Source organism: Rhodococcus (subgen. Prescottella) equi (assembly GCF_003013675.1).
Classification (GTDB): domain Bacteria; phylum Actinomycetota; class Actinomycetes; order Mycobacteriales; family Mycobacteriaceae; genus Prescottella; species Prescottella equi.
In genome coordinates this window covers 2289292-2313306 of sequence record NZ_CP027793.1, presented here as the reverse complement: position 1 = coordinate 2313306, position 24015 = coordinate 2289292, and the positions used below count along the sequence as shown (strand labels likewise).

The following is a 24015-nucleotide window of genomic DNA, read 5'->3' as shown; positions in this document are numbered from 1 at the left end:
CGGTTGCAGCGAGAATTACCGTTGCGCGCTTTCGATAGGCTGTGCGGAGCATGTCGACATCACCTTCTGCAGCCGAGATCCAGACCGATCGCCGTGAGGCGAAGAAGCGTCTCGGTGCGCTCACGCTGCGCGACGAGCACCGGCTGCGCCGACGCCTCGATCGCGCCAAGTCCCCGTCCGCCCTCGCCGCCCTGAACGAGGAGATCACCGCGGCCGAGACGCGCATCGCGGGCCGACGCGCCCAGGTCCCGGCGATCACCTATCCCGAGGCGCTGCCCGTCACCCAACGCCGGGACGACATCGCCGCCGCCATCGCGTCGCACCAGGTGGTGATCGTCGCCGGCGAGACAGGCTCCGGCAAGACCACGCAGATCCCGAAGATCTGCCTCGAACTCGGCCGCGGAATCCGGGGCATGATCGGGCACACCCAGCCACGCCGACTCGCGGCCCGCACGGTCGCCGAGCGGATCGCCGAGGAGGTGGGCCGTGACCTGGGCGACACTGTCGGCTACACCGTCCGGTTCACCGACCAGGTCTCCGATTCCACCCTGGTCAAACTGATGACCGACGGCATCCTGCTCGCCGAGATCCAGCGCGACCGAATGCTCCGCCGTTACGACACGCTCATCATCGACGAGGCGCACGAGCGCAGCCTCAACATCGATTTCATCCTCGGCTACCTCAAGCAACTCCTCCCCCGCCGCCCGGACCTGAAGGTCGTCATCACGTCGGCGACGATCGATCCCGAGCGATTCGCCGAACACTTCGCGGTCGACGGTGTGCCCGCACCCATCGTGGAGGTGTCGGGCCGGACGTTCCCGGTGGAGATGCGCTATCGGCCACTCACCGTCGAGGTGGGCGAGCAGACCTTCGACCGCGATCCCGTCGACGCCGTGTGCGAAGCGGTCCAGGAACTGTCGGCCGAGGGCGACGGCGATATCCTCGTGTTCCTCTCCGGTGAGCGCGAGATCCGCGACACCGCCGACGCGTTGCGCGACCGCAAGCTGCGGGGCACCGAGATCGTGCCGCTGTACGCGCGGCTGTCCGCGGCCGAACAGCACAAGGTGTTCACCCCGCACAGCGGGCGACGGGTGGTGCTGTCCACCAACGTCGCCGAGACGTCGCTGACCGTGCCCGGCATCCGATACGTCGTCGACCCGGGCACCGCGCGAATCTCGCGCTACTCGGTGCGGACCAAGGTGCAGCGCCTGCCCATCGAACCGATCTCACAGGCGTCGGCCCGCCAGCGCGCCGGCCGCTGCGGCCGCGTCGCGGACGGCATTTGCATCCGGTTGTACTCGGAGGACGACTTCGAGGCACGTCCCCAGTTCACCGAACCGGAGATCCTGCGCACCAACCTCGCGTCCGTCGTGCTGCAGATGACCGCGCTCGGGCTCGGCGACATCGAGGCGTTCCCGTTCGTGGAGAAGCCCGACCCGCGCGCGATCCGCGACGGCATCGCACTGCTCGAGGAACTGGGTGCGATCGCGGCCGGCAAGCAGCCCGCGAAGGGTGACGGACCGGTCCCGGCCGGCCCGCAGCTCACCGCCACCGGCCGCGAACTCGCCCAGCTCCCGGTCGATCCGCGGATGGCCCGGATGCTCGTCGAGGCGCACCGCAACGGGTGCCTGCACGAGATGCTGGTCATCGTCTCGGCACTGTCGATCCAGGACGTCCGGGAACGCCCCGCCGAGTTCCAGCAGGCCGCCGACGAGAAGCATGCGCGCTTCAACGTGGAGAACTCCGACTTCCTGGCCTACCTGAAGCTGTGGGAGTACCTGCGCGAGCAGCGGAAGGAGCTGAGCGGGGGCCAGTTCCGCAAGATGTGTCGCAACGAGTTCCTGCACTGGTTGCGTATCCGCGAATGGCAGGACCTGCACGGCCAGCTCCGTCAGATCGCCCGCGGCCTCGGCTGGGAGACATCCGGTTCCGGCTCCTCGCAGGCGTCGGAGACGGCGATCCACCAGTCGCTGCTGGCGGGACTGCTCTCGCACATCGGTCTGCGTGAGGGCGACAAGCGTGACTTCCTCGGCGCCCGTGGCAGCCGGTTCGCGATCTTCCCCGGATCTGGCCTGTTCAAGAAGCCGCCACGCTGGGTGATGGCCGCCGAACTCGTCGAGACGTCACGATTGTGGGCCAGGATGGCCGCCCGGATCGAGCCCGAATGGGCGGAGAAGCTGGCCCCCCACCTGGTCAAGCGCACCTACTCGGAGCCGCACTGGTCCACCAAACGCGCCTGCGCGATGGCCTACGAGCGGGTCACCCTCTACGGCGTCCCCCTCGTCACCGAGCGCCCGGTCACGTACAGCTCGATCGATCCTGAGGTGTCGCGCGAGCTGTTCATCCGCCACGCGCTGGTGCAGGGCGAGTGGCAGACGCAGCACAAGTTCTTCCACGCCAACCGGGCGCTGCTCGACGACGTCGAGGAACTCGAACACCGTGCCCGACGCCGTGACATCCTCGTCGACGACGAGACGCTGTTCGAGTTCTACGACGAGCGGGTCGGCGCGGAGGCCGTGTCCGCCAGGCACTTCGACACGTGGTGGAAGAAGGCCCGCCGCGAGAACCCGAATCTGCTCAACTTCACCACGTCCACGGTCGTCAACGCCGATTCCGCCGCAGTCCTCGACGGTGACTACCCGGACGCCTGGCGTCAGGGCGACATCCAGTTCCCGCTGACCTACCAGTTCGAGCCCGGCAAGGACGACGACGGCGTGACGGCGCGGATTCCGGTCGCCCTGCTCACGGGTCTGCGGCCGGTGGGCTTCGACTGGCTCGTGCCGGGTATGCGCACCGAACTCGTCACCGCGCTGATCAAGACACTGCCCAAACAGCTTCGCCGACAGGTGGTTCCGGCGCCGGACTTCGCTGCGGCCGCACTCGCCGCGGTGAAGCCCCGCTCGGAGTCCCTCGTGCACGCCCTGGCGCGGGAACTCTCCCGCCTGGGGAACTGCCGGATCGAACCCACCGACTTCGACGTCGCTTCGCTGCCGCCGCATCTGCGGATGACGTTTGCGGCAGTCGACGACGAGGGCAAGGTCCTCGGGCGGGACAAGAGCCTGACCGCGCTGCGCCGCGCGCTGGCACCCCGAGTCGAGGTGGAGGTGTCGAAGGCGACCGCGACGACGGAACGCAAGCCCGCGCTGGTGTGGACGGCGCAGACGCTGGGCACCCTGCCCTCGTCGGTGACCCGCGAGATCGGTGGCCAGAAGGTCACCGGATATCCGGCGCTGGTGGCCGAGGAGTCCGGGGTCGCGGTACGGGTCCTCACAACGCCGAGCGCGCAGCGCGCGGCGATGCAGGCCGGTACCCGAGAGTTGCTGCTGAAGGCGATTCCGACGCAGGCCAAGTCGGTGACGGGTGGCATGAGCAACATCGACCGACTCGCCCTCGGGCAGAACCCGGACGGCAGCTTCGACGCACTGCTCGAGGACTGCCGCGCCTGCGCGGTCGACGAGCTGATCGCCGAGAACGGCGGACCTGTTCAGGACCCCGCCGCATTCGAGGAACTCAGCGGCAAGGTGCGCGCCCAGTTGGCCACCCGGGTCGCGCGGCTACTTCGAATGCTCCTCCCGTCGCTCACCGAGGCTCATCGACTGTCGACGATCCTCGATCGCAGTTCCGGGGAGGCGGCCGACGACGTACGCGAGCAACGGGAATCGCTGCTGTTCCCCGGGTTCGTCACGGAGTTGGGGTCCAAGCGACTGCGCGAGCTGCCGCGGTACCTCGCGGCAGCGTCGTTGCGCCTCGAGTCCCTGCCGGGCAGCGCCCAGCGGGACCGCGTCGGGATGGACGCGCTCGACCGCGTCTATGCGGCGTACGACCGGATGCTGTCGGCGTTGCCCGAGGAACGCCGCGGCGACGACGACGTCAACGAGATCCTCTGGAAGATCGAGGAACTGCGCGTGAGCCTGTTCGCCCAGTCCCTGGGCACTGCGATACCGGTCTCCGAGAAGCGGGTCCTCAAAGCGATCGACGCCATCCGGCGCTGATCGGTGCCCGGCCCGGGTGCGCCTTGCTCGTTGCGTCTTGCTTACTCGGCGGCGTCGGACTCGGCCAGGTCGCTGCCGCGATCGTCGCGATGCGCACGCAGGTCCTTGATCTCGCGTTCGAAATCCTCGGCCGAACTGAAGGACCTGTACACCGACGCGAAACGGAGGTAGGCGACTTCGTCCAGGTCGCGAAGCGGCCCGAGAATGGCCAATCCGACCTCGTGGCTGGGAATCTCGGGCGATCCGGCGGCCCGAACCGCGTCTTCGACCTGTTGCGCCAGTAGGTACAGCGCATCGTTGTCGACCTGGCGGCCCTGGCACGCGCGGCGCACGCCCTGCACTACCTTCTCCCGGCTGAAAGGTTCGGTGACGCCGCTCCGCTTGACCACCGAGAGCACTGCGGTCTCGACCGTGCTGAAACGGCGTCCGCACTCCGGGCAGGATCGCCGCCGGCGGATCGCCGCCCCCTCGTCTGCCTCACGGGAATCGACCACGCGTGAATCGGGATGCCGGCAGAACGGGCAGTGCATGGTGAATCCTTCGTGGCCATCGTGGCCGCTGGATTGCTCCTCGATCGCCGCGGGGACCAGCAGAACCGGTCCGTGCAAGGGAGACGCGATATCGACGCGACCACGCGAGGTGGTGGGACTGACAGGATCCGAGGATACCCGCCCGACCGGTCCGGGCACCGACTCGCGGGTAACCGCACCCGCCGGCCGCAAACCCGAAGGGTGCGTGGTGCCCACACATGCCTTGTGCGGCCTCACCGCGTCAGCCCCCGTGCGAGACGGGGCTGATCAGGATCTGCCCCGGACGAACTTCGGCGCCCGACATTGCATTCAACTCGACGATCCGGTCGACCACCTGGGCGACGGGCGCCTCGGGCGCCACCCGCGCCGCGACGTCACCGAGGGACTCCCCGCGACGAACCTGCACCGAATCCGTCGAGGTCGGGACCGAATCCGTCTGAGCCATCCTCAGGTTGGCGATCGCATCGAGGCCGGCGACCACGCCGGCGGTGATGACGAAGGTCGCGACGACGGCGGACAGTCCCGACGTCGCGCGTTTGCGGCCGTGGGACGGGCCGGCCGCCCGGGACACCTGCGTGCCGGCGTTTCCGTGCCGAGGCGCCGAGCCGTAATGCACCGCACCCGCCGCCGGGCGTGTGGTGTTGCGCTGCCGTTGCTGTCCGCGCGACCCCGTCGACACGAATGTATCGACCGACCGGACGCCCGACGCTGCCGGACGCCGCTCGATCTCGATTCCCGAAGCGTCGGCCCGCACGTACACGGCACGCCCCCCGGTCACCTCCCCGAACGCTCGTGTCGTCCGCTGCTGCGAAAGTGCCGTTCCCATCCGAACCCTCCTGCGAATCGTCGAATCGTTGCAGCTCGCCGTGCTGTCGGAGACCACGCGAACCGCCCACCCTTCACCCTGTTCGATCATGCGTTCGATAGAACAGATATTCGATTTCTACCACGCGGGTCCGACAAAGTCACCAGAATCGCCGACACGGCTCGAACAGATGTTTGAAGTAGCCGACCGATCGGGATAGATTCGACACACCAACCGATACGCATGCGACGTATCCGCGAAGGAGGAGGCGCACCCACGATGAAGGACGACAGCACGAGCACCTCGAGCCGTTCCGGGAGCCCGTCCTCCGGGAACCCGGCGGCCGACGAGGCGACGGCCACGCTCGATGCCTCCCAGCTCACACCGCGCCAACGGAAGGTCCTCGAGGTGATCCGGGCGTCGGTGGCGGAGCGCGGTTACCCCCCGAGCATCCGTGAAATCGGGGACGCGGTGGGCCTGACGTCCACGTCGTCCGTCGCGCACCAGTTGCGAACGCTCGAGCGGAAGGGCTTCCTGCGGCGCGACGCGAACCGGCCCCGCGCCGTCGACGTTCGCGGCCTGGACGGCATCGAGGATGCCGCCACCGAGCGCGACGGATCCGGCGACCGCCCCGCCCCCACGTTCGTGCCCGTCCTGGGCCGAATCGCGGCCGGCGGCCCGATCCTGGCGGAGGAAGCAGTAGAGGATGTCTTCCCGCTACCTCGCGAGCTGGTCGGCCAGGGCTCGCTCTTTCTGCTCAAGGTGGTCGGCGAGTCGATGATCGACGCCGCGATCTGCGACGGCGACTGGGTGGTGGTCCGGCAGCAGAACGTCGCCGAGAACGGCGACATCGTCGCGGCGATGATCGACGGCGAGGCGACGGTCAAGACGTTCAAGCGGACGGGCAAGGACGTGTGGCTGATGCCCCACAACCCCCTGTTCGAGCCCATCCCCGGTAACGACGCCGCCATCCTCGGCAAGGTCGTCACCGTGATGCGCAAGCTCTGACGACACGAGAAAAGGGAGAGGGGACCGCGTCGCGGTCCCCTCTCCCTTTTCCGATCGGTCGGGTCAGCCCAGGTTCAGGCCGCGCCCGATGATCTCCTTCATGATCTCGGTGGTTCCGCCGTAGATCGTCTGGACCCGCGAGTCCATGTACGCCTTGGCGATCGGGTACTCCCGCATGTAGCCGTAGCCTCCGTGCAGTTGCAGGCACCGGTCGATGAGCTTGACCTGGGCCTCCGTCGTCCACCACTTGGCCATCGCCGCCTCCTGCACCGACAGCTTGCCGGCGTTGAGCTGCTCGATGAACTTGTCGACGAGAACCCGCACCGCGGTGGTCTCGGTGGCCAACTCGGCGAGAACGAAGCGGGTGTTCTGGAAGCTGCCGATCGACTTGCCGAACGCCTTGCGGTCGCGGCAGTACTGGATGGTCATGGCGAGGCAGGACTCCATCGCGGCGGCGGCGACGACGGCGATCGACAGGCGTTCCTGCGGCAGGTTCTGCATCAGGTAGATGAACCCCATGCCCTCCTCGCCGAGGAGGTTCTCGGCCGGGACCCGGACGTCGGTGAAGCTCAGTTCCGCCGTGTCCTGCGCCTTGAGGCCGATCTTGTCCAGGTTGCGGCCCCGCTCGAAGCCCTCCATCCCGCGTTCGACGACGAGCAGCGAGAAGCCCTGGGCCCCCTTGTCGGGGTCGGTGCACGCGACGACGATCACCAGGTCCGCGTTGATCCCGTTGGTGATGAACGTCTTGGCGCCGTTGAGGATCCAGTGATCCCCGTCCTTGACGGCGCGGGTCTTGATGTTCTGCAGGTCGCTGCCGGTGCCCGGTTCGGTCATCGCGATCGCGGTGATCAACTCACCCGAACAGAAGCCGGGCAGCCAGCGCTGCTTCTGCTCCTCGTTCGCCAGCTTGATCAGATACGGGGCGACGACGTCGTTGTGCAGCATGAAGCCGACACCGCTGTAGCCGCCGCGGGTGGTCTCCTCGGTGATGACCGCGTTGTACCGGAAGTCTTCGACCCCGCCACCGCCGTACTCCTCGGGCACAGCCATGCCGAGGAACCCTTGCTTACCCGCCTCGACCCACACCGACCGGTCGACGATGTTCTGCTCCTCCCACTGATCGTGGAAAGGTGCGACGTGCTGGTCGAGGAATTTGCGGTAGGACTCCCGGAAGAGTTCGTGCTCGGGTTCGAACAGGGTGCGTTCCACTGCGTCTCCTCGTGTCGACTTCGCCGGCGTGCGGGCACGCAGCGGCGGACGTGCTTCCTCGACATGACCGTAAAGCGAGTCTCAGTGGCGATCCATGACCGAGACGAGCACGATTCGTGACCGTGTGGTTCGGGTCACGAATCGTGCTCGTCGAGGTGGGCGGACTAGGCGCGCCGGAGCGCGTTCAATCGGCGCATCACCGGGTAGGCGACGAGAATGCCGACCGATCCCCACGCGATGCCCCCGAGTTCGACCGATCCGATCGACAGCGTGAGGTTACCGATGCCGGCGACCAGCGCCGTGGCCACCACGGTGAGGTTGACCGGATCGGTGAAGTCGACCTTGGCGTCCATCCAGATACGGACGCCGAGCACCCCGATCAGGCCGTACAGCACCATCGTCGCACCGCCGATGACGCCGTCCGGAACCGTGAACACCAGCGCACCGAACTTCGGCGAGAACGAGAGGACGACGGCGGTGACGGCAGCCACCCAGTACGCCGCGGTCGAATAGACGCGGGTCGCCGCCATCACGCCGATGTTCTCGGCGTAGGTCGTGGTCCCGGACCCGCCGCCGGCGCCGGCGAGGGTGGTGGCGAGACCATCGGCGAACAGTGCGTTGCCGGCGAGGTCGTCGAGCGACTTGCCGGTCATCGCGGACACCGCCTTGACGTGGCCGACGTTCTCGGCGATCAGGACGATCACGACCGGCAGCGCGAGCAGGATCACGGACAGGTCGAAAGACGGACCACGCAGGTGGGGCACACCGAACCAGGCGGCCTCGCGCAACGCGTCGACCCGCTCGTCGGCGAGTCCGCCTGTGATCGCGGCGAAGACCCAACCGACGACGACACCGATGAGGATGCCGAGACGCCCGATGATGCCGGGGCCGATCACGGTGGCGAGGAGGATGCCGAGAAGCGTCACCGCTGCGATCAGCGGCTGCGCCTGGAACGATCCGGCGGCGGTGGGCGCGAGATTGAGCCCGATCAACGCCACCACCGCGCCGGTGACGACGGGCGGCATGACGGCGTCGATGACCCGAGCGCCGATCACCTTGACCGCGAGACCGACGAGCATCAGCACGACGCCCGCGGCGACGACGCCACCGAGCTGGGCGGCGGGGCCGTCACCGGCGGCCGCGGTGAGCGGAGCGATGAAGGCGAACGACGACCCGAGGTAGCTCGGGATCCTGCCGCGGGTGATGAGCAGGAACAGTGCGGTGCCGATGCCGGAGAACAGCAGCGTCGTCGTCACCGGGAAGCCCGTGATCGTCGGCACGAGCAGCGTTGCACCGAACATCGCGATCACGTGCTGCATGCCGATGCCGATCGTGCGCGGCCACGACAGCCGCTCGTGCGGCGCCACGACCGCTCCGTCGCTGATCCGCCGGCCGTCGCCGTGCAGCGCCCATCCGAACATCCCGGTGCCGGCTTCCCGTTCGGGCGCGCTTCCCGCGCGGTCCTCTGTACTCGTCACAGTTGGCCAATACTAGGGCCACCGCCTGCGGCGATACACCACCGCACCGCCCTTGCCCGCTCGAATCACATCCGTACCGAGTGCGCGGTCCGGTGCCGGTCGCGCACACGAGCGCGGCCGCCCACCCGCCGGACGGTGGGCGGCCGCGTTCTCCCCCACAGCTCGGTCAGCTCGCCGGGACCATCGGGTACGTGCGATCGACCCCGTTCCCCTCGACCCGCACGGTGAGCGGAGTTTCACCGTTCCACACGTGTGCGGCCACCGACGCGGACGAATCGACCGGAATGCTCACCGGACCGCCGGTGGTCACGTCCCGATCCCGAACGCCGTCCCGGTGCCGGACATCGAGCTTCAGAGATCCCGGGAGCCCTACTCCACGGAGGGCGTACACGTAGTCGCCGTCGGTCTCGCGAGCCACCGACAGGGTGCTTCCCGGCAGCACACGCAGGCCGGTCCCCACCGCCGCCACCGACCAGTTCGCCTGCTCGCTGGCCAGTCTCAGCGTCGGCGCGAGGACGGAGTTACTGCTCAAGTCGAGCTTGCGCTGGTCCTGATCGACCTTCACCGAGGTCCGCGCTCCGGGCGAGAGTTCGATGTCGTCGATCTCGTTGATCCAGCCGTCACCGTAGAGGGAGATGTCGACGTCCGCCGCCGGGCCTGCAGGGACACCGTCCAACGTCATCTCGAACGCGACGCCGGCCGGAACCCGGAATGTGTTCGTGTTCCGGTTGTCGAAGATCTCGACCTGCTCGAGTCCCTCGATTTCACCCCCGCCGGGCGCAGTGATGTCGAAGTCCCAGTCGATGATCGTGCCGTCACGATTCTTCGCGTTGTCCTTCACCACGACGAGTACCGAATCGTCACCCTCGTCCTTGCAGATCAGGCATTCGTGGACCGCGGGTGTCTGCGGAAGCTGGAAGAGGTTCATCGGATTGTCCGGAGACCCGATGAACCGGTATTTGCTCTCCGCCGGGACCAACGCTGTCGTGTAGTACCAGGTTTCGGCGCCCGGGTTGGCCACGATCATGTTCTCGACGCCGGGGAAGTTGTTGTCGTACACGACGATCCCGATCCTGCCGTCACCGAGGTCACGCACCGCGATCGGCGTTACCGCGTGACCACCGACACCCTCCTGGAAGATTGCGAGCAGGTAGTTCTCACCGCGGTCCCAGGCCGCCTCGAGTTCCTCGACGATCCCGGCGACCGGGAAGGCCGCCCGGGCACTGTTGGTGGGCGGAGAGTACTGGGTGCTCGCGTACCGAGTGATCAACCCGTCGAGCAGATCTGACGGCGGCGCCTCGTAGACGCTCAGGCCGGCGGGCAGGTAGTCCGCCTTGTCGAGTTGCCCGGTTGCGAACAGGCCCGCCAGCGCGGCGAAGCCGAAACAGTGCCCGCCGCCCGCATTCTCGTTCATATCCGCCTGGAGTGCCTGGCCGGTCGCTGTCAGAACGCAACCGTCGTCGACGATTCGTGCGCAGATACGGTCGCCGTACAGCGTCTGCATCATCGAGGGCGTCAGGCCCCGCCGATGAGTCGCGTCGGCACTCCCCCAGTTCGCGAACGAGAACCCGTCGCGCTTGACGTCGAATCCGCTGGTCGCGATCAAAGTGCCCGCGGTGGGATCGACCGGCTCGTACGATTCGCTGGACTCGGACGACCCCAGTGAGGAGCCGAGGGAGCCGCTCGACCCGAGAACGCTCGCGGGAGGTGCTGCGCCCGCCGTCGTGGCGAATGCCGATAGAGAAAGAACTGCCGTGAAGACCGCTGCCCAGAGCCGTCGCACTGTGCCTCCCTGTTCATTTTTCCTGTCGCCCATTGAAATCCGGCAGGCGGGACGCTAGCGGACAACCATCTGAAATCAACCGATTGACCGGTTTACGTGGGCGCGAGTCGCGTCATTCGCAGAAGGTGTCTCCTCCGATCCGACGCGTTCGCCGCGGGGAGGTCAGTGCCGACGTGAAGGATCAGTGCCGGCGGGGACGCGAGCGTCGCCACACGAGGCCGAACGTCGCGAGCCCGGCCACGAGTGCACCACCGAGAAGGACGGGCGTGGACCACTGCGCGGCTCCGTCGTCCGGGCCGGCGCCGTCGGACGCCTCCGTCGTGTCGGACGCGGCCGGTTCCCCTGTCGACGCCGAGAGCGATACCGAACTGCCGGACCACGATTCGTTGCGGGTCAGGTCGACCGCGCCGGGCAGAACCTGCAGCGGGGGCAGCGGACCGCCGGCGGATTCCGATCCGGCAAGCAGGTCGCCGCCCGGAGTGAACGCAATGGCCTCGCCCTGCGGCTGATTCGGCAACGCCACCCGCACCGGGGTGGTCGTGGTCAGTGCCCGCGCGAGGTCGCCGTCCGGGGCCGAGAACAGGTAGACGTCTGTGTACGTGCGCAGCGCGGCAACGGTGCCGTCGGCGCTGACGGCACCGCCTGTCACCAACGTCGATCCGCCGACGGGCACGGGACCACCCGGTGTCGTCGTCGGTCCGATTCGCAGCTCACCGACCCGCTCGAGCGCGGTCGGCCCGGGCGAGGCGAGGCCGTCGACCGACACTCCGCCGGCCGGTCGGTACACACCGTTGGCGACGAGGACTTCCTTCGTGACGATCAGCGGCACGCCGTCCCGCTGCATCAACAGCGCCTCCGCATCGTGGGGGCCGTCGGGATACGTGAGCCGGTGCAACTGCCCGTCCCCCGACGCCGGATCCAGGGCGATCAGCGCCACCGTCGACCGGGCGCGCAGGTTGTCGCCGGTGTCGGCGAGCCACAACCGGCCGTCCGGGCCGACCCCCATGTCCTCGATGTCGTACGGGTCGACCGGAACGGGCACGGTGCCGGTCACCGCACAGTTCCCGTCGAGCACGACGACGGCGTCGTCGGTGCCGCTGTCGCCGATGCCGTATGTCTTCCCGTCCAGCACCGCCAGCCCGGACAGCTCGGCGAGGGCCGGATCGGTCGGGGTGCAGACCGGCTCGAACCGGGCGTTCGGCAACAGCACGCCGGAACCGCTGCTCTGCGCCGCCGCCGGACCGGCGAGCGACAACGAGGGAACAAGAGCGGCCGCGGCACCGGCCACCGCGAGCCGGGTAGCGACGCGTCGTCTAGCCGCGCCCCGCGAACTCGTCCAGTGCCGAGGCGAGCGATTCGGGGACCCGCACTCGCATGCGGGTGCCGTCCTCCTCGTGGGTGGTGTCGAGGATCTGGCCGTCGGAGTGGATGCGTGCGACGAGGTCGCCTCGCGAGTAGGGCACGAGCACGTCGACCTCGACTTCCGGTCGTCGAACGATCTCGCCCAGTCGCGTACGGAGCTCATCGATGCCCTCCCCGGTTCGGGCGGACACGAACACCGCGCCGGGCAGGAGCCCGCGCAGCTGGGTCAGTACCACCGGGTCCGCGGCGTCGATCTTGTTTACCACGATCAACTCGGGCGGAGCGGTCGTATCGTTCTCGCGGATCACCTCGGTGACGACCTCGCGAACGGCCTTGATCTGGTCCGTCGGCAGCGGGTCGGACCCGTCCACGACGTGCAACAACAGGTCGGCGTCGGTGACCTCCTCGAGCGTCGACCGGAACGCCTCGACCAGCTGGGTGGGCAGGTGGCGCACGAAACCGACGGTGTCGGTGAGGACGTACTCACGGCCGTCCTCGAACGACGCCTGCCGGGTCGTCGGATCCAAGGTCGCGAACAGCGCGTTCTGGACCAGCACACCCGACCCGGTGAGGGCGTTGAGCAGGCTCGACTTGCCGGCGTTGGTGTATCCGACGATCGCGACGGACGGGATCTCGCTGCGCAGGCGGTGGCTGCGCTTGGTGTCGCGCGCCGCCTTCATACCCTTGATCTCGCGCCGCAACTTCGCCATCCGCTCGCGGATGCGCCGGCGGTCGGTCTCGATCTTCGTCTCGCCGGGACCGCGCAGGCCGACGCCGCCGTTACTGCCGGCACGGCCACCGGCCTGCCGGGACATCGACTCGCCCCAGCCGCGCAGCCGCGGCAGCATGTACTCCATCTGCGCCAGCGCGACCTGCGCCTTGCCCTCTCGGGACGTCGCGTGCTGGGCGAAGATGTCGAGGATCAGCGCCGTCCGGTCGATCACCTTGACCTTGACGACCTTCTCCAGCGCGGTGAGCTGGGCAGGCGTGAGCTCGCCGTCGCAGATCACGGTGTCGGCACCGGTCGCGAGAACCACCTGCCGCAACTCGTCGGCCTTTCCGGAACCGATGTAGGTGGCTGCGTCGGGCTTGTCGCGCCGCTGGACCAGACCCTCGAGCACCTCGGAGCCGGCGGTCTCGGCGAGCGCCGCGAGCTCGGCCATGCTGGCGTCGGCCTGAGCGGCGGTGCCGGACGTCCAGACGCCGACGAGCACCACACGTTCGAGACGCAGCTGCCGGTACTCGACCTCGGTGACGTCGGTGAGCTCGGTGGACAGACCCTGAACACGCCGCAGGGCGCTGCGCTCGTCGAGCTGCATCTCGCCGACGGACGGCGCCGAGTGGTCGTCGAAGTAGTCAGCCTCGTCGGAGGCCGTGTGCTCGGCGGTGTCGTCCGCCGACTGGGAGTGGGTGCGATGTGTTTTCGTCATACACCTTCATGGTCCCACGAAGCGCGAGTGCGGTGCACGCCGATTTCGGTCCGGCCCCGGCGCCCCGGGCCCGACGCCGATCATCCCAGCTCGGTCCACCAGCGGTCGTCGATCCGACCGGCGGCGACCAGCATCGACGGACCGCGCAGTGCGGCGCGGCCACCGTCGACCGAAACCTCGACGCGACCACCGGGGACCCGCACCTCGACCTTGCCGTCGGCGTCACCGTGCGCGCGCAGCGCGGCCACCGCGGCCGCGACCGTGCCGGTGCCGCAGGACCGGGTCTCCCCCACACCACGCTCGTGGACGCGCATCTGCACGGCCCCGTCGACAAGCGCGGTCAGGATCTCGATGTTGACGCCCTCGGGGAAGAACCCGGGGTCGAATCCGGGCGCGGCCGTGAGGTCGAGCGACGCGAGCGACGCCGGGGTCATGTCGGGATCGACGCAGGCGAGATGCGGGTTGCCGACGTCGATGCCGATGCCTTCGAGAACACGTCCGCCGACCGTCGCGGTGGAGGTTCCGAGCTCGCGCACCCGGCCCATGTCGACGGTGACGTCGCCGTGGACGTGATCTGCGGAGTGCACATGTACCGGACGGGCGCCGGCCCGGCTACCCACCACGAACTCGTCGCGCAGCTCCAGCCCCGTCGCGCGCAGGTAGTGCGCGAACACCCGTACACCGTTGCCGCACATCTCGGCGATCGAACCGTCGCCGTTGCGGTAGTCCATGAACCAGTCGTCGGCGCCGACGCCCTCGGGCAGCTCGGGCAGCACACCGACCGCGGCAAGCGCACCGGCCCGCGCGACGCGCAGGAGGCCGTCCGCTCCCAGTCCTCGACGGCGGTCGCACAACGCGGCGACGCGGTGCGCCGGCAGCGCGAGATCGGCATCCGGATCCGGGAGGATCACGAAGTCGTTCTCGGTACCGTGGCCCTTGCTGAATTCCATGCCGTCAACTCTAGCGGGACGTCAGTGCTCGCCGATCGCGCGCAGCACGCCCTCCAGCAGAGCCGGATCGGCACCGTCCACCCAACGCACCCGGGGATCGCGGCGGAACCAGGACCGTTGCCGGCGCACGTAGCGGCGAGTGCCGATGAAGGTGCGCTCCAACGCCTCTGCGCGGTCGTACTCCCCGTCGAACATCGCGAGCACCTGCGCGTAGCCGATCGCGCGCTGCGCCGTCACCCCCTCCCGCAGGCCCACCCCGACGAGGCGCTCGACCTCGTCGACGAGACCCCGGTCGAACATCTGCTCGGTACGCAGCCGGATCCGTGCGTCGAGTGCGTCGGTGTCGCGGTCGACACCGAAGATCATCGTGCGCCAACGTGGTTCACCGATCTTGGGAGCCGACGCCGCGAACGGCTTGCCGGTGAGCTCGACGACCTCGAGTGCGCGCACCATGCGCCGACCGTCGGTCGGCAGGATGGAGGCCGCTGCTTCCGGATCGACCCGTTCGAGCTCGGCACGCACCGCGGCAACCCCGCCCTCGGCCAGAACCGACTCCCAGTGCGCACGAATCTGCGGGTCCGTCGCGGGGAAAGCCCATTCGTCGAGCAGGGACTGCACGTACATCATCGATCCGCCGACGATGACGGGCACCGCGCCGCGGGCCCGGATGTCCTCGACGTCGCGCACCGCGGATTCCTGGTATCGCGCGACGGTGGCGGTCTCGGTGACGTCCAGGACGTCCAACTGATGGTGCGGTATGCCGCGACGCTCGGCCACCGTCAGCTTCGCGGTGCCGACGTCCATGCCGCGGTACAGCTGCATCGCATCGATGTTGACGATCTCGCCGCCGAGTCGCTCCGCGAGGTCGAGGCCGAGATCGGATTTGCCGGTGGCGGTGGGGCCGACGACGGCGATCGGTGTCGGTCCGGGTGCCCGGGGAGAACTCACGGCAGCCACATTCCGACGTGGTAGCCGACACCGTACGGCGCACCGCTGTACGACGATTCGGCCTTCCGCGGCTGACCGGTTCCGGTCACGTCGCCGAACACGCCCGAAAGTACCTGCCAGGCAGCACGTCCGGCGAGCCCTACTGCTGCGCACAACTCCAGGTCCAGCGCTGCGAGCGCGGCCGGGTCACCGGCCGCCAGGGCCCGGTCGAGCGCAGCCTCGACGTCTGCTGATCGTTCGTCGAACGCGCCCGGGGCCTTGTCCGTCAACGTGTTCGCACCGTCGGCGATCACGAGCAGACCTTGTGCGGTGGTGGACTCGTCGAACTCGGCCCGCAGTCGAGCTCCGAGCCGCGTGCACTCGGCGGCCGGAGTGTCGGCCGCCAGCGTCCGCACCCGCACCCGGACCGACGGCGCCGCGCGCCCCCGCAGCCAACCGGCGACCAGGGCCGCGAGCGGCATGTCGGGGTCCGGTGCCGTGGGCGGGGCGTCGGACAGCGACACCGGGAGGTCGACTCCGAAACCCCGGAACGTGCCGCACGATTCGGGGGCCACGTCCGCGGGCCCGCGCCCGACCTCGGCGACACCGATCGCCGTCCACTCGACGCACGAGTCGGCCAGCCGGCCCGCCACGTCCAGCGCCGCTCGGCGCAACCGGTCGGTTTCCGACGCTGCGGCACCGGCCAATTGGGGAACCAGCAGTGGCGGCGAGGGCACGAAGGCTGCGGCTGTCAACACACTGCGCCACGGTAGTCGACCCGAGGTGACGCCCTCGGAGGGTCATACCTGTTTCAATAGTCGTGGACAGTCGCTGCACGCTCCCACCGGCCCCGACCCGAGAGGGTGCGGTGAGAGGCGACAGTGTGATGAGGCAGCCGTGACGCGCGGCAGAGACGAGGAGCTATGACCGACAGCAACGCACCCAAGCCGGGTTCCCCGAAGCCGGGCGCTGCCAAGCCCGGTGCCGCCAAGACCGCCGGCGCCCCCAAGTCCGGTCCTGCCTCGGCGCATGCCCCTCACACCGCCGCCCCCAGCAATCCGAGCCTGTTCGGCCGCGTCGACGACGACGGTACCGCCTGGGTGAAGACCGCTGACGGGGAACGACAGATCGGCTCCTGGCAGGCGGGCGACGCCGCCGAAGGCCTCGCCCACTTCGGCCGCCGCTACGACGATCTCGCGACCGAGGTGGCCCTGCTCGAGGCTCGTCTCGCGTCCGGCGCGGGCGACCCCAAGAAGACCAGGTCGGCCGCCGAGGCACTCGCCGAGACCCTGCCGACCGCGGCCGTGATCGGCGACATCGACGCGCTCAGCGCGCGACTGGCGGCGATCGTGGAAGGCTCCGAGCAGGCCGCGACACAGGCGAAGCAGGAGAAGGACCAATCCCGTCAGGAGCAGACGGCCCGCAAGGAAGCGCTCGCCGCCGAGGCCGAGCAGCTCGGGAACGAATCGACACAGTGGAAGGCCGCCGGCGACCGTCTGCGCGAGATCCTCGACGAGTGGAAGACGCTGCGCGGACTCGACCGGAAGACCGACGACGCGCTGTGGAAGCGGTTCTCGAAGGCCAGGGAGGCGTTCAACCGTCGTCGTGGCACCCACTTCGCCGAACTCGATCGGGAGCGCGCCACCGCGAAGACCCGCAAGGAAGAACTCGTCGCGCAGGCCGAGGCACTGTCGGGCTCCACCGACTGGGGTCCGACCGCAGGCGCGTTCCGTGACCTGCTCGCCGAGTGGAAGGCGGCCGGGCGTGCGCCCCGGGACGCCGACGACGCCCTGTGGCGCCGGTTCAAGGAGGCGCAGGACGTCTTCTTCGCCGCCCGCAACGCGGCCGCGTCCGAGCGCGACGCCGAGTTCGCCCAGAACGCGGTGGCCAAGGAGGAACTGCTCGCGAGTGCCGGGAACATCGACCCCGACAAGGACATCGATGCGGCTCGCGCCGCCCTGCGCGACCTCCAGGAGAAGTGGGACGCGATCGGCAAGGTCCCCCGCGAGCGCATGCACGACCTCGAGAGCAAGCTCCGCGCGATCGAGAAGCGTGTCCGCGAGGCCGCCGACTCCGAGTGGCGTCGTACCGATCCCGAGGCGCTGGCGCGTGCCGCCCAGTTCCGCGAGCGTGTCACGCAGTTCGAGGAGCAGGCCGCGAAGGCCACGGCCGCCGGCAAGACCAAGGACGCCGAGAAGGCGCTCGCTCAGGCCCAGCAGTGGCGTGAGTGGGCCGAGGCGGCCGAGGGCGCGGTCAACGAGCGCTGAGTGACGAACGAATGAGGGGTGCGACGCCGGTCGGCGTCGCACCCCTCATTCGTTCGTCCGGGCGGATCGTCCTCTCAGACGGTCCAGTCGTTGTGCGAATCCGGGTCGGCGGCGTTGCGGCGCGCCTCCTCCGCCGCGAGCTGCATGGCCGTGCGGGTCCACACCACCTTCAACCAGTGGAACGTGAGCACGATGACCGTGATCCAGCCCAGGATCAGGCCGATGCCAGGGCCCGCGCCGGACGCGTCCGCGACCGGGAGCGTCTGCCGCGACCAGATCGCCAGCATGCCGAACACCGTGGAGACCGCGGTGCCGGCGAGCGCGACCCACGCAAGCACCCAGCGCCGCGTGACGAGCGCCAGGATCGAGAACACGCCGCCGAACACCAGCGCGAGCCACACGAAGATCCGGGACGGCAACTTGACGTGCTCGTCGACGGCGGGCTGGGCGTAGATCAGCACGTCCCAGCCGTTCGCCGAGCCGGTGTGCGGCAGGGTGAACGACAGCAGCAGGACGAGGACGCACACCGCGACGACCACGGCGCGCATGCCGGGATCGATCTCGCCGGCGATCTTCTTCTCGGCCGCCTCGAAGTCCTTCTGGTACTCCTCGATGGGGTCGGGGGTGTGCCCGCCGGGGCGGTTCTCGTGGTCGGCCGCGTCGCCGCTGGCACTCATGCGTTGCATCCCATCTGTGCTGGCAGCGGCGCGGGGACACCCACCTGGGGCAGTCCCAGCCCGACGCCGATCGGTGGAGTCTTCGGGGTGACTCCACGTTCGAACGAATCACCGGCGCGGGTGCGGCGGTGCGTGAGGACGGTGTCGTCGGCGACGAGGTGGTGCGGGGCCGCCGACGTGACGACGACGGTGATGACGTCGCCGGGGCGCAGGTCGCCGTCGAGGTTGCCTTCGGGCTTGAAGTGGACCAGCCGGCCGTCCCGCGCCCGGCCGCTCATGCGCGCGGTCTCGGCGTTCTTGCGGCCGTCGCCCGCGGTCACCAACAGCTCGACCTCGGTGCCGACTAGCTTGCGGTTCTCCTCGAGCGTGATCTCCTCCTGCAGCGCGATGAGGCGGTCGTAGCGCTCCTGCACAACGGCTTTCGGGAGCTGACCGTCCATCTCCGCGGCGGGCGTTCCGGGACGCTTGGAGTACTGGAACGTGAACGCGCTGGTGAAGCGCGCCTGCCGGACGACGTCGAGGGTGGCCTGGAAGTCTTCCTCGGTCTCTCCCGGGAAGCCCACGATGATGTCGGTCGTGATGGCGGCGTGCGGCATCGCGGCGCGCACCTTCTCGATGATCCCGAGGAACTTGGCGCTGCGGTACGAGCGGCGCATCGCCTTGAGGACGCGGTCCGAGCCGGACTGCAGCGGCATGTGCAGCTGCGGGCACACGTTCGGCGTCGTCGCCATCGCCTCGATGACGTCGTCCGTGAACTCGGCCGGATGCGGCGACGTGAACCGCACTCGCTCGAGCCCGTCGATCTGCCCACAGGCGCTCAGCAGCTTCGCGAACGCGCCGCGGTCGCGCGGGAGTTCCGGATCGGCGAACGAGACGCCGTACGAGTTCACGTTCTGGCCCAGCAACGTCACCTCGAGCACGCCCTCGTTCACGAGCGCCTGGACCTCGGCGAGAATGTCGCCCGGACGACGATCGACCTCCTTGCCACGCAGCGACGGCACGATGCAGAACGTGCAGGTGTTGTTGCAGCCGACGGAGATCGACACCCATCCGGCGTACGCGGACTCGCGCTTGGCCGGCAGGGTCGACGGGAAGGCCTCTAGCGATTCGAGGATCTCGACCTGAGCTTGCTCGTTGTGCCGGGCCCGCTCGAGCAGCGCGGGCAGCGACCCGATGTTGTGGGTGCCGAAGACGACGTCGACCCACGGCGCCTTCTTGACGACCGTGTCGCGGTCCTTCTGCGCCAGGCAGCCGCCGACCGCGATCTGCATGCCGGGGCGCTCCTCCTTCACCGGCGCGAGATGGCTGAGGTTGCCGTACAGCTTGTTGTCGGCGTTCTCGCGCACCGCGCACGTGTTGAAGACGACCAGATCGGCCTGCTCCCCCGGCACGGCCTTGGTGTAGCCGGCGTCCTCGAGCAGACCCGACAGCCGCTCGGAGTCGTGCACGTTCATCTGACAGCCGTAGGTGCGGACCTCGTAGCTGCGTCCGGCATTCTGGTCGATCGTCTCCACGCATCCAAGGGTACGGCCCCCGGCAAAACCGCCTGTCGTGGCCACATTGTTCGCCCGGACCCGACCCGCGCACGTGGATCGCTCGACCGCCCGGAGACTTGATCGTTCAAGATCTACAGGCGCTAGACCAGCGGGTACGTAATGAGTCCCTATAGGGTTACGCGTTATGACGCAGCCTGAGACCACCGGAGCGGCTCCCGGTACCCCGTCGATGATCTCCATGAAGGAGGTCAACAAGCACTACGGGGACCTGCACGTCCTCAAGGACATCGACCTGGAGATCCCGAGCGGCCAAGTGGTCGTCATGCTCGGCCCGTCCGGGTCGGGCAAATCGACCCTGTGCCGCACGATCAACCGCCTCGAACCGATCGATCGCGGCTCCATCACGATCGACGGCGTACCGGTGCCGGCCGAGGGACGAGCCCTCGCCAAGCTGCGCTCGGATGTCGGCATGGTCTTCCAGAGCTTCAACCTCTTCGCCCACAAGACGGTCCTCGAGAACGTCATGCTGGCGCCGGTGAAGGTCCGCAAACTGGACAAGGCGGAGGCCAGGAAGCGCGCCCACGCACTGCTCGAGCGGGTCGGCATCGACTCGCAGGCCGACAAGTACCCGGCCCAGCTCTCCGGCGGACAGCAGCAGCGCGTCGCTATCGCGCGATCCCTCGCGATGGACCCCAAGGTGATGCTCTTCGACGAGCCCACCTCGGCCCTCGACCCCGAGATGGTCAACGAGGTCCTCGACGTCATGGTCAACCTCGCGAAGGAAGGCATGACGATGATCGTGGTCACTCACGAGATGGGATTCGCGCGCAAGGCCGCGGACCGGATCATCTTCATGGCCGACGGGTCCATCGTCGAGGACACCGACCCCGACACGTTCTTCACCGCTCCGGAGTCGGACCGCGCCAAGGACTTCCTCGGCAAGATCCTCGGACACTGACGGGGACGGACCACATCATGAAACGCATACGCATCCGAGCGCCGCGCGCGCTCGCACTCGTAGCCGCCGTCACCGCGGTCGTCCTCACCGCCTCCGCGTGCGGCAGCAGCGAGCCACGGGACGTGCTGGCCGACGCCGCCGAGGGGCAGCTGACCATCGGCACCAAGTACGACCAGCCGGGTCTGGCCCTGCGCGAACCCGACAAGACCATGACGGGGTTCGACGTCGAGGTCGCCAAGTACATCGCGAACTACCTGGGGGTACCCGAGAGCGGGATCACCTGGCGCGAGGCGCCGTCGGCGCAGCGCGAGAACCTCATCAAGAACGGTGAGGTCGATTTCGTCGTCGGCACCTACTCGATCACCGACAACCGCAAGAAGGTGATCGACTTCGCCGGTCCGTACTACGTGGCGGGACAGTCGCTGCTGGTCCGCGCCGACGACGACTCCATCACCGGAGCGGAGTCCCTCCAGGGCGGCAAGAAGCTGTGCTCGGTCTCCGGATCGACACCCGCCCAGAAGATCGCGAAGTCGTACCCGGGCGTCCAGCTGCAGCAGTTCGACAGCTACTCGTCGTGCGTCGAGGCGCTGCACCGAGGCAAGGTCGACGCACTGACCACCGACGACATCATCCTCGCGGGTTACGCCGCGCAGTATCCGGGCGAGTTCAAGCTCGCCGGCCAGCCGTTCACCACCGAGTTGTACGGCGTGGGCCTGCCGAAGGGCGAGACCGAGGCGCGCATGAAGATCAACGACGCCATCGAGGACATGATCGCGACCGGCGCCTGGCAGCGAGCACTCGAAGAGACCATGGGCGACTCCGGCTACGCGCTGCCCGCGCCGCCGTCGGTCGACCGGTACTGATGCGGAGGAGGTGACATGGGACTGATCGATACTTACGGTGACCAGCTCGTCAGTGCATTCTGGACGACGGTGCAGCTCACCTTCTGGTCGGCGCTCGGCGCCCTGATCTGGGGCACGATCCTCGCCGCGATGCGGGTCTCCCCCGTTCCGATCCTGCGGATCTTCGCGACCTGGTACGTCAACATCTTCCGCAACACGCCGCTGACACTGATCATCGTGTTCTGCTCGGTGGGCCTCTACCAGAACCTCGGCGTGCACTTCGCGCCGGAGGATTCGTCGACGTTCATCGACCAGAACAACTTCCGCCTGGCAGTGCTCGGTTTCGTCGTCTACACCGCCGCGTTCGTGTGCGAATCGCTGCGCTCGGGCATCAACACCGTGCCGATCGGACAGGCCGAGGCCGCGCGGTCGCTCGGCCTCACCTTCACCCAGGGCATCCGGATGATCGTGTTGCCGCAGGCATTCCGAGCGGTCATCGCGCCGCTCGGCAGTGTGCTGATCGCCCTGACGAAGAACACCACGATCGCCTCGGCCATCGGTGTGGCCGAGGCGTCCCTGCTGATGAAGACGATGATCGAGAACGAGGCGGACAAGCTGTTCCTGGTCTTCGGCATCTTCGCCATCGGCTTCATGATCCTGACGCTCCCCGTCGGATTCCTGTTCGGTTACCTCGGCAAGCGTCTGGCGGTGAAGCGATGACCCAGCAGTCGAGCGTTCTCTTCGACATTCCGGGCCCCCGCGCCCGGATCCGCAACCGGATCATCGCAATCGTCTTCGGCATCGTGCTGGTTGCGCTCGCGCTGTACGTGCTCAACGTGCTGGCCGACAACGGGCAGCTCGAGGCCGACAAGTGGTCGCCGTTCCTGGACCACTTCACGTGGACGACGTATCTGCTGCCGGGCCTCAAGGGCACGCTGCTGGCGGCGGCGTTGTCGATCGTCTTCGCCCTGATCCTGGGTGCGATCCTCGGCATCGGCCGGCTGTCCGACCACCGCTGGGTCCGCTGGCTCAGCGGGGCGATCGTCGAGTTCTTCCGTGCGATCCCGGTGCTGATCCTGATGATCTTCGCCTACCAGGCGTTCGCGCAGTACGGCGTCTTCCCGTCCAGCCAGTTGGCCCTCGCGGCCGTCGTGGTGGGTCTGACGCTCTACAACGGCTCGGTGATCGCCGAGATCATCCGCGCCGGCATCCTCTCGCTACCCAAGGGCCAGACGGAGGCTGCGTCCGCGCTCGGTATGCGCAAGAGCCAGATGATGCGGTTGATCCTGCTGCCGCAGGCGATCACCACGATGCTTCCGGCTCTGGTGTCGCAGATGGTCGTGGCGCTGAAGGACTCGGCGCTGGGCTACCAGATCGGCTACATCGAACTGATCCGCAGTGGTCAGCAGGCTGCGTCCTACTACCGCAACTTCTTCGCCGCGCTGATCGTGGTCGGCGTGATCATGGTGATCATCAACTTCGCGCTGACGTCGTTCTCGACGTGGCTCGAGAAGCGCCTGCGCACCGGCGGCAAGAAGGGCGGGCGACCCGCCGTCGTCCCGATCGACACCAACGAACTGGACGGCGCGCCCGGCATCGACGACTTCAGCGATACCGTGCAGTCGCGGCAGCCGCGCTGAGCCACCCGAGCATCCGAAGGGCTCGCAGAGGATTCCGATCCTCCGCGAGCCCTTCGGTTTTCGGCCCCGAACTGCCGCATACTCGAGGCATGGCCGCCGACTTCTCCTGGACGCAGGTCCTGTGGAACGTCTTCATCTTCGTGGGTGTGCCCGGCTTGTTCGGTGCTCGAGTCGTCCGATCCGTCTGGCGATCGGAGCGTGCCGAACTCGGTGGCCCGATCCCCGGGCGCACGGGCGGCCGGCTCGGGCTGTGGGCGACGGGCCTGGTCGCGTCGGCACTGGGATTCCTGGCCTGTGCGGGCTGGCTCAGCTGGTCGGCCGACTCCGCGGGTGAGTTCCGCGGACCGGCGCTTCCCGCGCCGAACAAATTCCCGACCTGGCAGGTAGTGGCGTGCGGCGCCACAGTGGTGCTGGCGTGTTTCGTTGCCGCGCACCTGTCGCGTTGGACGAAGGCGGGAGGCCTCGCCGCCGCCATAGGCACGACAGCGGGATTCACGACCGCGTTCGCCGTCGACGCGAGTCGGACGATCACCAGCCAGGAAGGAGTGGGGCTGGCGTTCTCGGTGCTGGGATGGGGCATCGGCCTGGGCGTGCTGATGACTCTCAGGGGCATCTGGTTGACCAGCCGGTACGGCCGGAGAACGCAGCGCGGGCTCTGACC

At 68.4% G+C, this 24015-nt stretch carries 20 protein-coding genes; 8 read left to right on the top strand and 12 right to left on the bottom strand.

Annotation, left to right across the window (positions count from 1 at the left end; all coding sequences use genetic code 11):
- The first annotated feature begins 50 nt into the window (after positions 1–50).
- On the top strand, positions 51–3992 hold the full coding sequence (hrpA, locus tag C7H75_RS10930) for an ATP-dependent RNA helicase HrpA (protein WP_106851348.1): 3942 nt from the start codon (positions 51–53) through the stop codon (positions 3990–3992).
- Between the two features lie 41 nt (positions 3993–4033).
- Here hrpA and nrdR read toward each other — a convergent pair whose 3' ends face one another.
- Positions 4034–4522, bottom strand: coding sequence for a transcriptional regulator NrdR (nrdR, locus tag C7H75_RS10925; RefSeq protein WP_013415794.1), 489 nt, complete (start codon positions 4520–4522; stop codon positions 4034–4036).
- Positions 4523–4763: 241 nt separating this feature from the next.
- Positions 4764–5348 carry a LysM peptidoglycan-binding domain-containing protein gene (locus tag C7H75_RS10920; protein WP_233281899.1) on the bottom strand — a complete coding sequence of 195 codons (585 nt, stop codon included), beginning with the start codon at positions 5346–5348 and terminating at the stop codon, positions 4764–4766.
- A gap of 258 nt (positions 5349–5606) precedes the next feature.
- On the opposite strand from C7H75_RS10920, the gene lexA reads away from it, so the two are divergent.
- Positions 5607–6335, top strand: a complete 729-nt coding sequence (gene lexA / locus C7H75_RS10915; RefSeq protein WP_005513690.1) for a transcriptional repressor LexA — start codon at positions 5607–5609, stop codon at positions 6333–6335.
- A 63-nt stretch (positions 6336–6398) separates the two neighbouring features.
- Here lexA and C7H75_RS10910 read toward each other — a convergent pair whose 3' ends face one another.
- The 8 genes from C7H75_RS10910 to C7H75_RS10875 form a co-directional block, all read right to left on the bottom strand.
- Complete coding sequence (locus C7H75_RS10910) at positions 6399–7544, bottom strand: acyl-CoA dehydrogenase family protein (protein ID WP_106851347.1); 1146 nt, start codon at positions 7542–7544, stop codon at positions 6399–6401.
- Positions 7545–7708: 164 nt separating this feature from the next.
- Positions 7709–8965 (bottom strand): uracil-xanthine permease family protein, encoded by a 1257-nt coding sequence (locus C7H75_RS10905; RefSeq protein WP_005513693.1) that lies wholly within the window; start codon positions 8963–8965, stop codon positions 7709–7711.
- Positions 8966–9188: 223 nt separating this feature from the next.
- The gene (locus C7H75_RS10900; protein ID WP_233281898.1) at positions 9189–10628 is read right to left on the bottom strand and encodes a hypothetical protein; all 1440 of its coding nucleotides are present in this window, start codon (positions 10626–10628) and stop codon (positions 9189–9191) included.
- Positions 10629–10986: 358 nt separating this feature from the next.
- Positions 10987–12093, bottom strand: coding sequence for a hypothetical protein (locus C7H75_RS10895; RefSeq protein ID WP_106851345.1), 1107 nt, complete (start codon positions 12091–12093; stop codon positions 10987–10989).
- A gap of 25 nt (positions 12094–12118) precedes the next feature.
- Positions 12119–13597 carry a GTPase HflX gene (gene hflX / locus C7H75_RS10890; RefSeq protein WP_005513698.1) on the bottom strand — a complete coding sequence of 493 codons (1479 nt, stop codon included), beginning with the start codon at positions 13595–13597 and terminating at the stop codon, positions 12119–12121.
- Positions 13598–13677: 80 nt separating this feature from the next.
- Complete coding sequence (dapF, locus tag C7H75_RS10885; protein WP_106851344.1) at positions 13678–14547, bottom strand: diaminopimelate epimerase; 870 nt, start codon at positions 14545–14547, stop codon at positions 13678–13680.
- Positions 14548–14568: 21 nt separating this feature from the next.
- The gene (miaA, locus tag C7H75_RS10880) at positions 14569–15504 is read right to left on the bottom strand and encodes a tRNA (adenosine(37)-N6)-dimethylallyltransferase MiaA (RefSeq protein WP_106851343.1); all 936 of its coding nucleotides are present in this window, start codon (positions 15502–15504) and stop codon (positions 14569–14571) included.
- A complete protein-coding gene (locus C7H75_RS10875) occupies positions 15492–16232 on the bottom strand; it encodes a class III extradiol ring-cleavage dioxygenase family protein (RefSeq protein WP_106851342.1) in 741 nt (246 codons plus the stop codon). Before C7H75_RS10875 ends, miaA begins: the two co-directional genes overlap by 13 nt.
- A gap of 165 nt (positions 16233–16397) precedes the next feature.
- Here C7H75_RS10875 and C7H75_RS10870 point away from each other — a divergent pair, with 165 nt between their 5' ends.
- A complete protein-coding gene (locus tag C7H75_RS10870) occupies positions 16398–17741 on the top strand; it encodes a DUF349 domain-containing protein (protein ID WP_106851341.1) in 1344 nt (447 codons plus the stop codon).
- Positions 17742–17815: 74 nt separating this feature from the next.
- Here C7H75_RS10870 and C7H75_RS10865 read toward each other — a convergent pair whose 3' ends face one another.
- Positions 17816–18418 carry an Rv2732c family membrane protein gene (locus C7H75_RS10865; protein WP_005513706.1) on the bottom strand — a complete coding sequence of 201 codons (603 nt, stop codon included), beginning with the start codon at positions 18416–18418 and terminating at the stop codon, positions 17816–17818.
- Positions 18415–19932, bottom strand: a complete 1518-nt coding sequence (gene miaB / locus C7H75_RS10860) for a tRNA (N6-isopentenyl adenosine(37)-C2)-methylthiotransferase MiaB (RefSeq protein WP_005513707.1) — start codon at positions 19930–19932, stop codon at positions 18415–18417. The genes C7H75_RS10865 and miaB overlap by 4 nt, the downstream gene beginning before the upstream one ends.
- A 211-nt stretch (positions 19933–20143) precedes the next feature.
- On the opposite strand from miaB, the gene C7H75_RS10855 reads away from it, so the two are divergent.
- The 5 genes from C7H75_RS10855 to C7H75_RS10835 all read left to right on the top strand — a co-directional run bounded on the left by C7H75_RS10855 (position 20144) and on the right by C7H75_RS10835 (position 24013).
- Entirely contained in the window at positions 20144–20872 is a 729-nt protein-coding gene (locus C7H75_RS10855) for an amino acid ABC transporter ATP-binding protein (protein ID WP_022595510.1), read from the top strand.
- Positions 20873–20904: 32 nt separating this feature from the next.
- Positions 20905–21735, top strand: a complete 831-nt coding sequence (locus tag C7H75_RS10850; RefSeq protein WP_037085354.1) for a glutamate ABC transporter substrate-binding protein — start codon at positions 20905–20907, stop codon at positions 21733–21735.
- A gap of 15 nt (positions 21736–21750) precedes the next feature.
- Positions 21751–22434, top strand: coding sequence for an amino acid ABC transporter permease (locus tag C7H75_RS10845; RefSeq protein ID WP_005513714.1), 684 nt, complete (start codon positions 21751–21753; stop codon positions 22432–22434).
- The gene (locus C7H75_RS10840; protein WP_106851340.1) at positions 22431–23354 is read left to right on the top strand and encodes an amino acid ABC transporter permease; all 924 of its coding nucleotides are present in this window, start codon (positions 22431–22433) and stop codon (positions 23352–23354) included. The genes C7H75_RS10845 and C7H75_RS10840 overlap by 4 nt, the downstream gene beginning before the upstream one ends.
- Positions 23355–23443: 89 nt before the next feature.
- Positions 23444–24013 carry a hypothetical protein gene (locus C7H75_RS10835; protein ID WP_005513717.1) on the top strand — a complete coding sequence of 190 codons (570 nt, stop codon included), beginning with the start codon at positions 23444–23446 and terminating at the stop codon, positions 24011–24013.
- Positions 24014–24015: the final 2 nt, after the last annotated feature.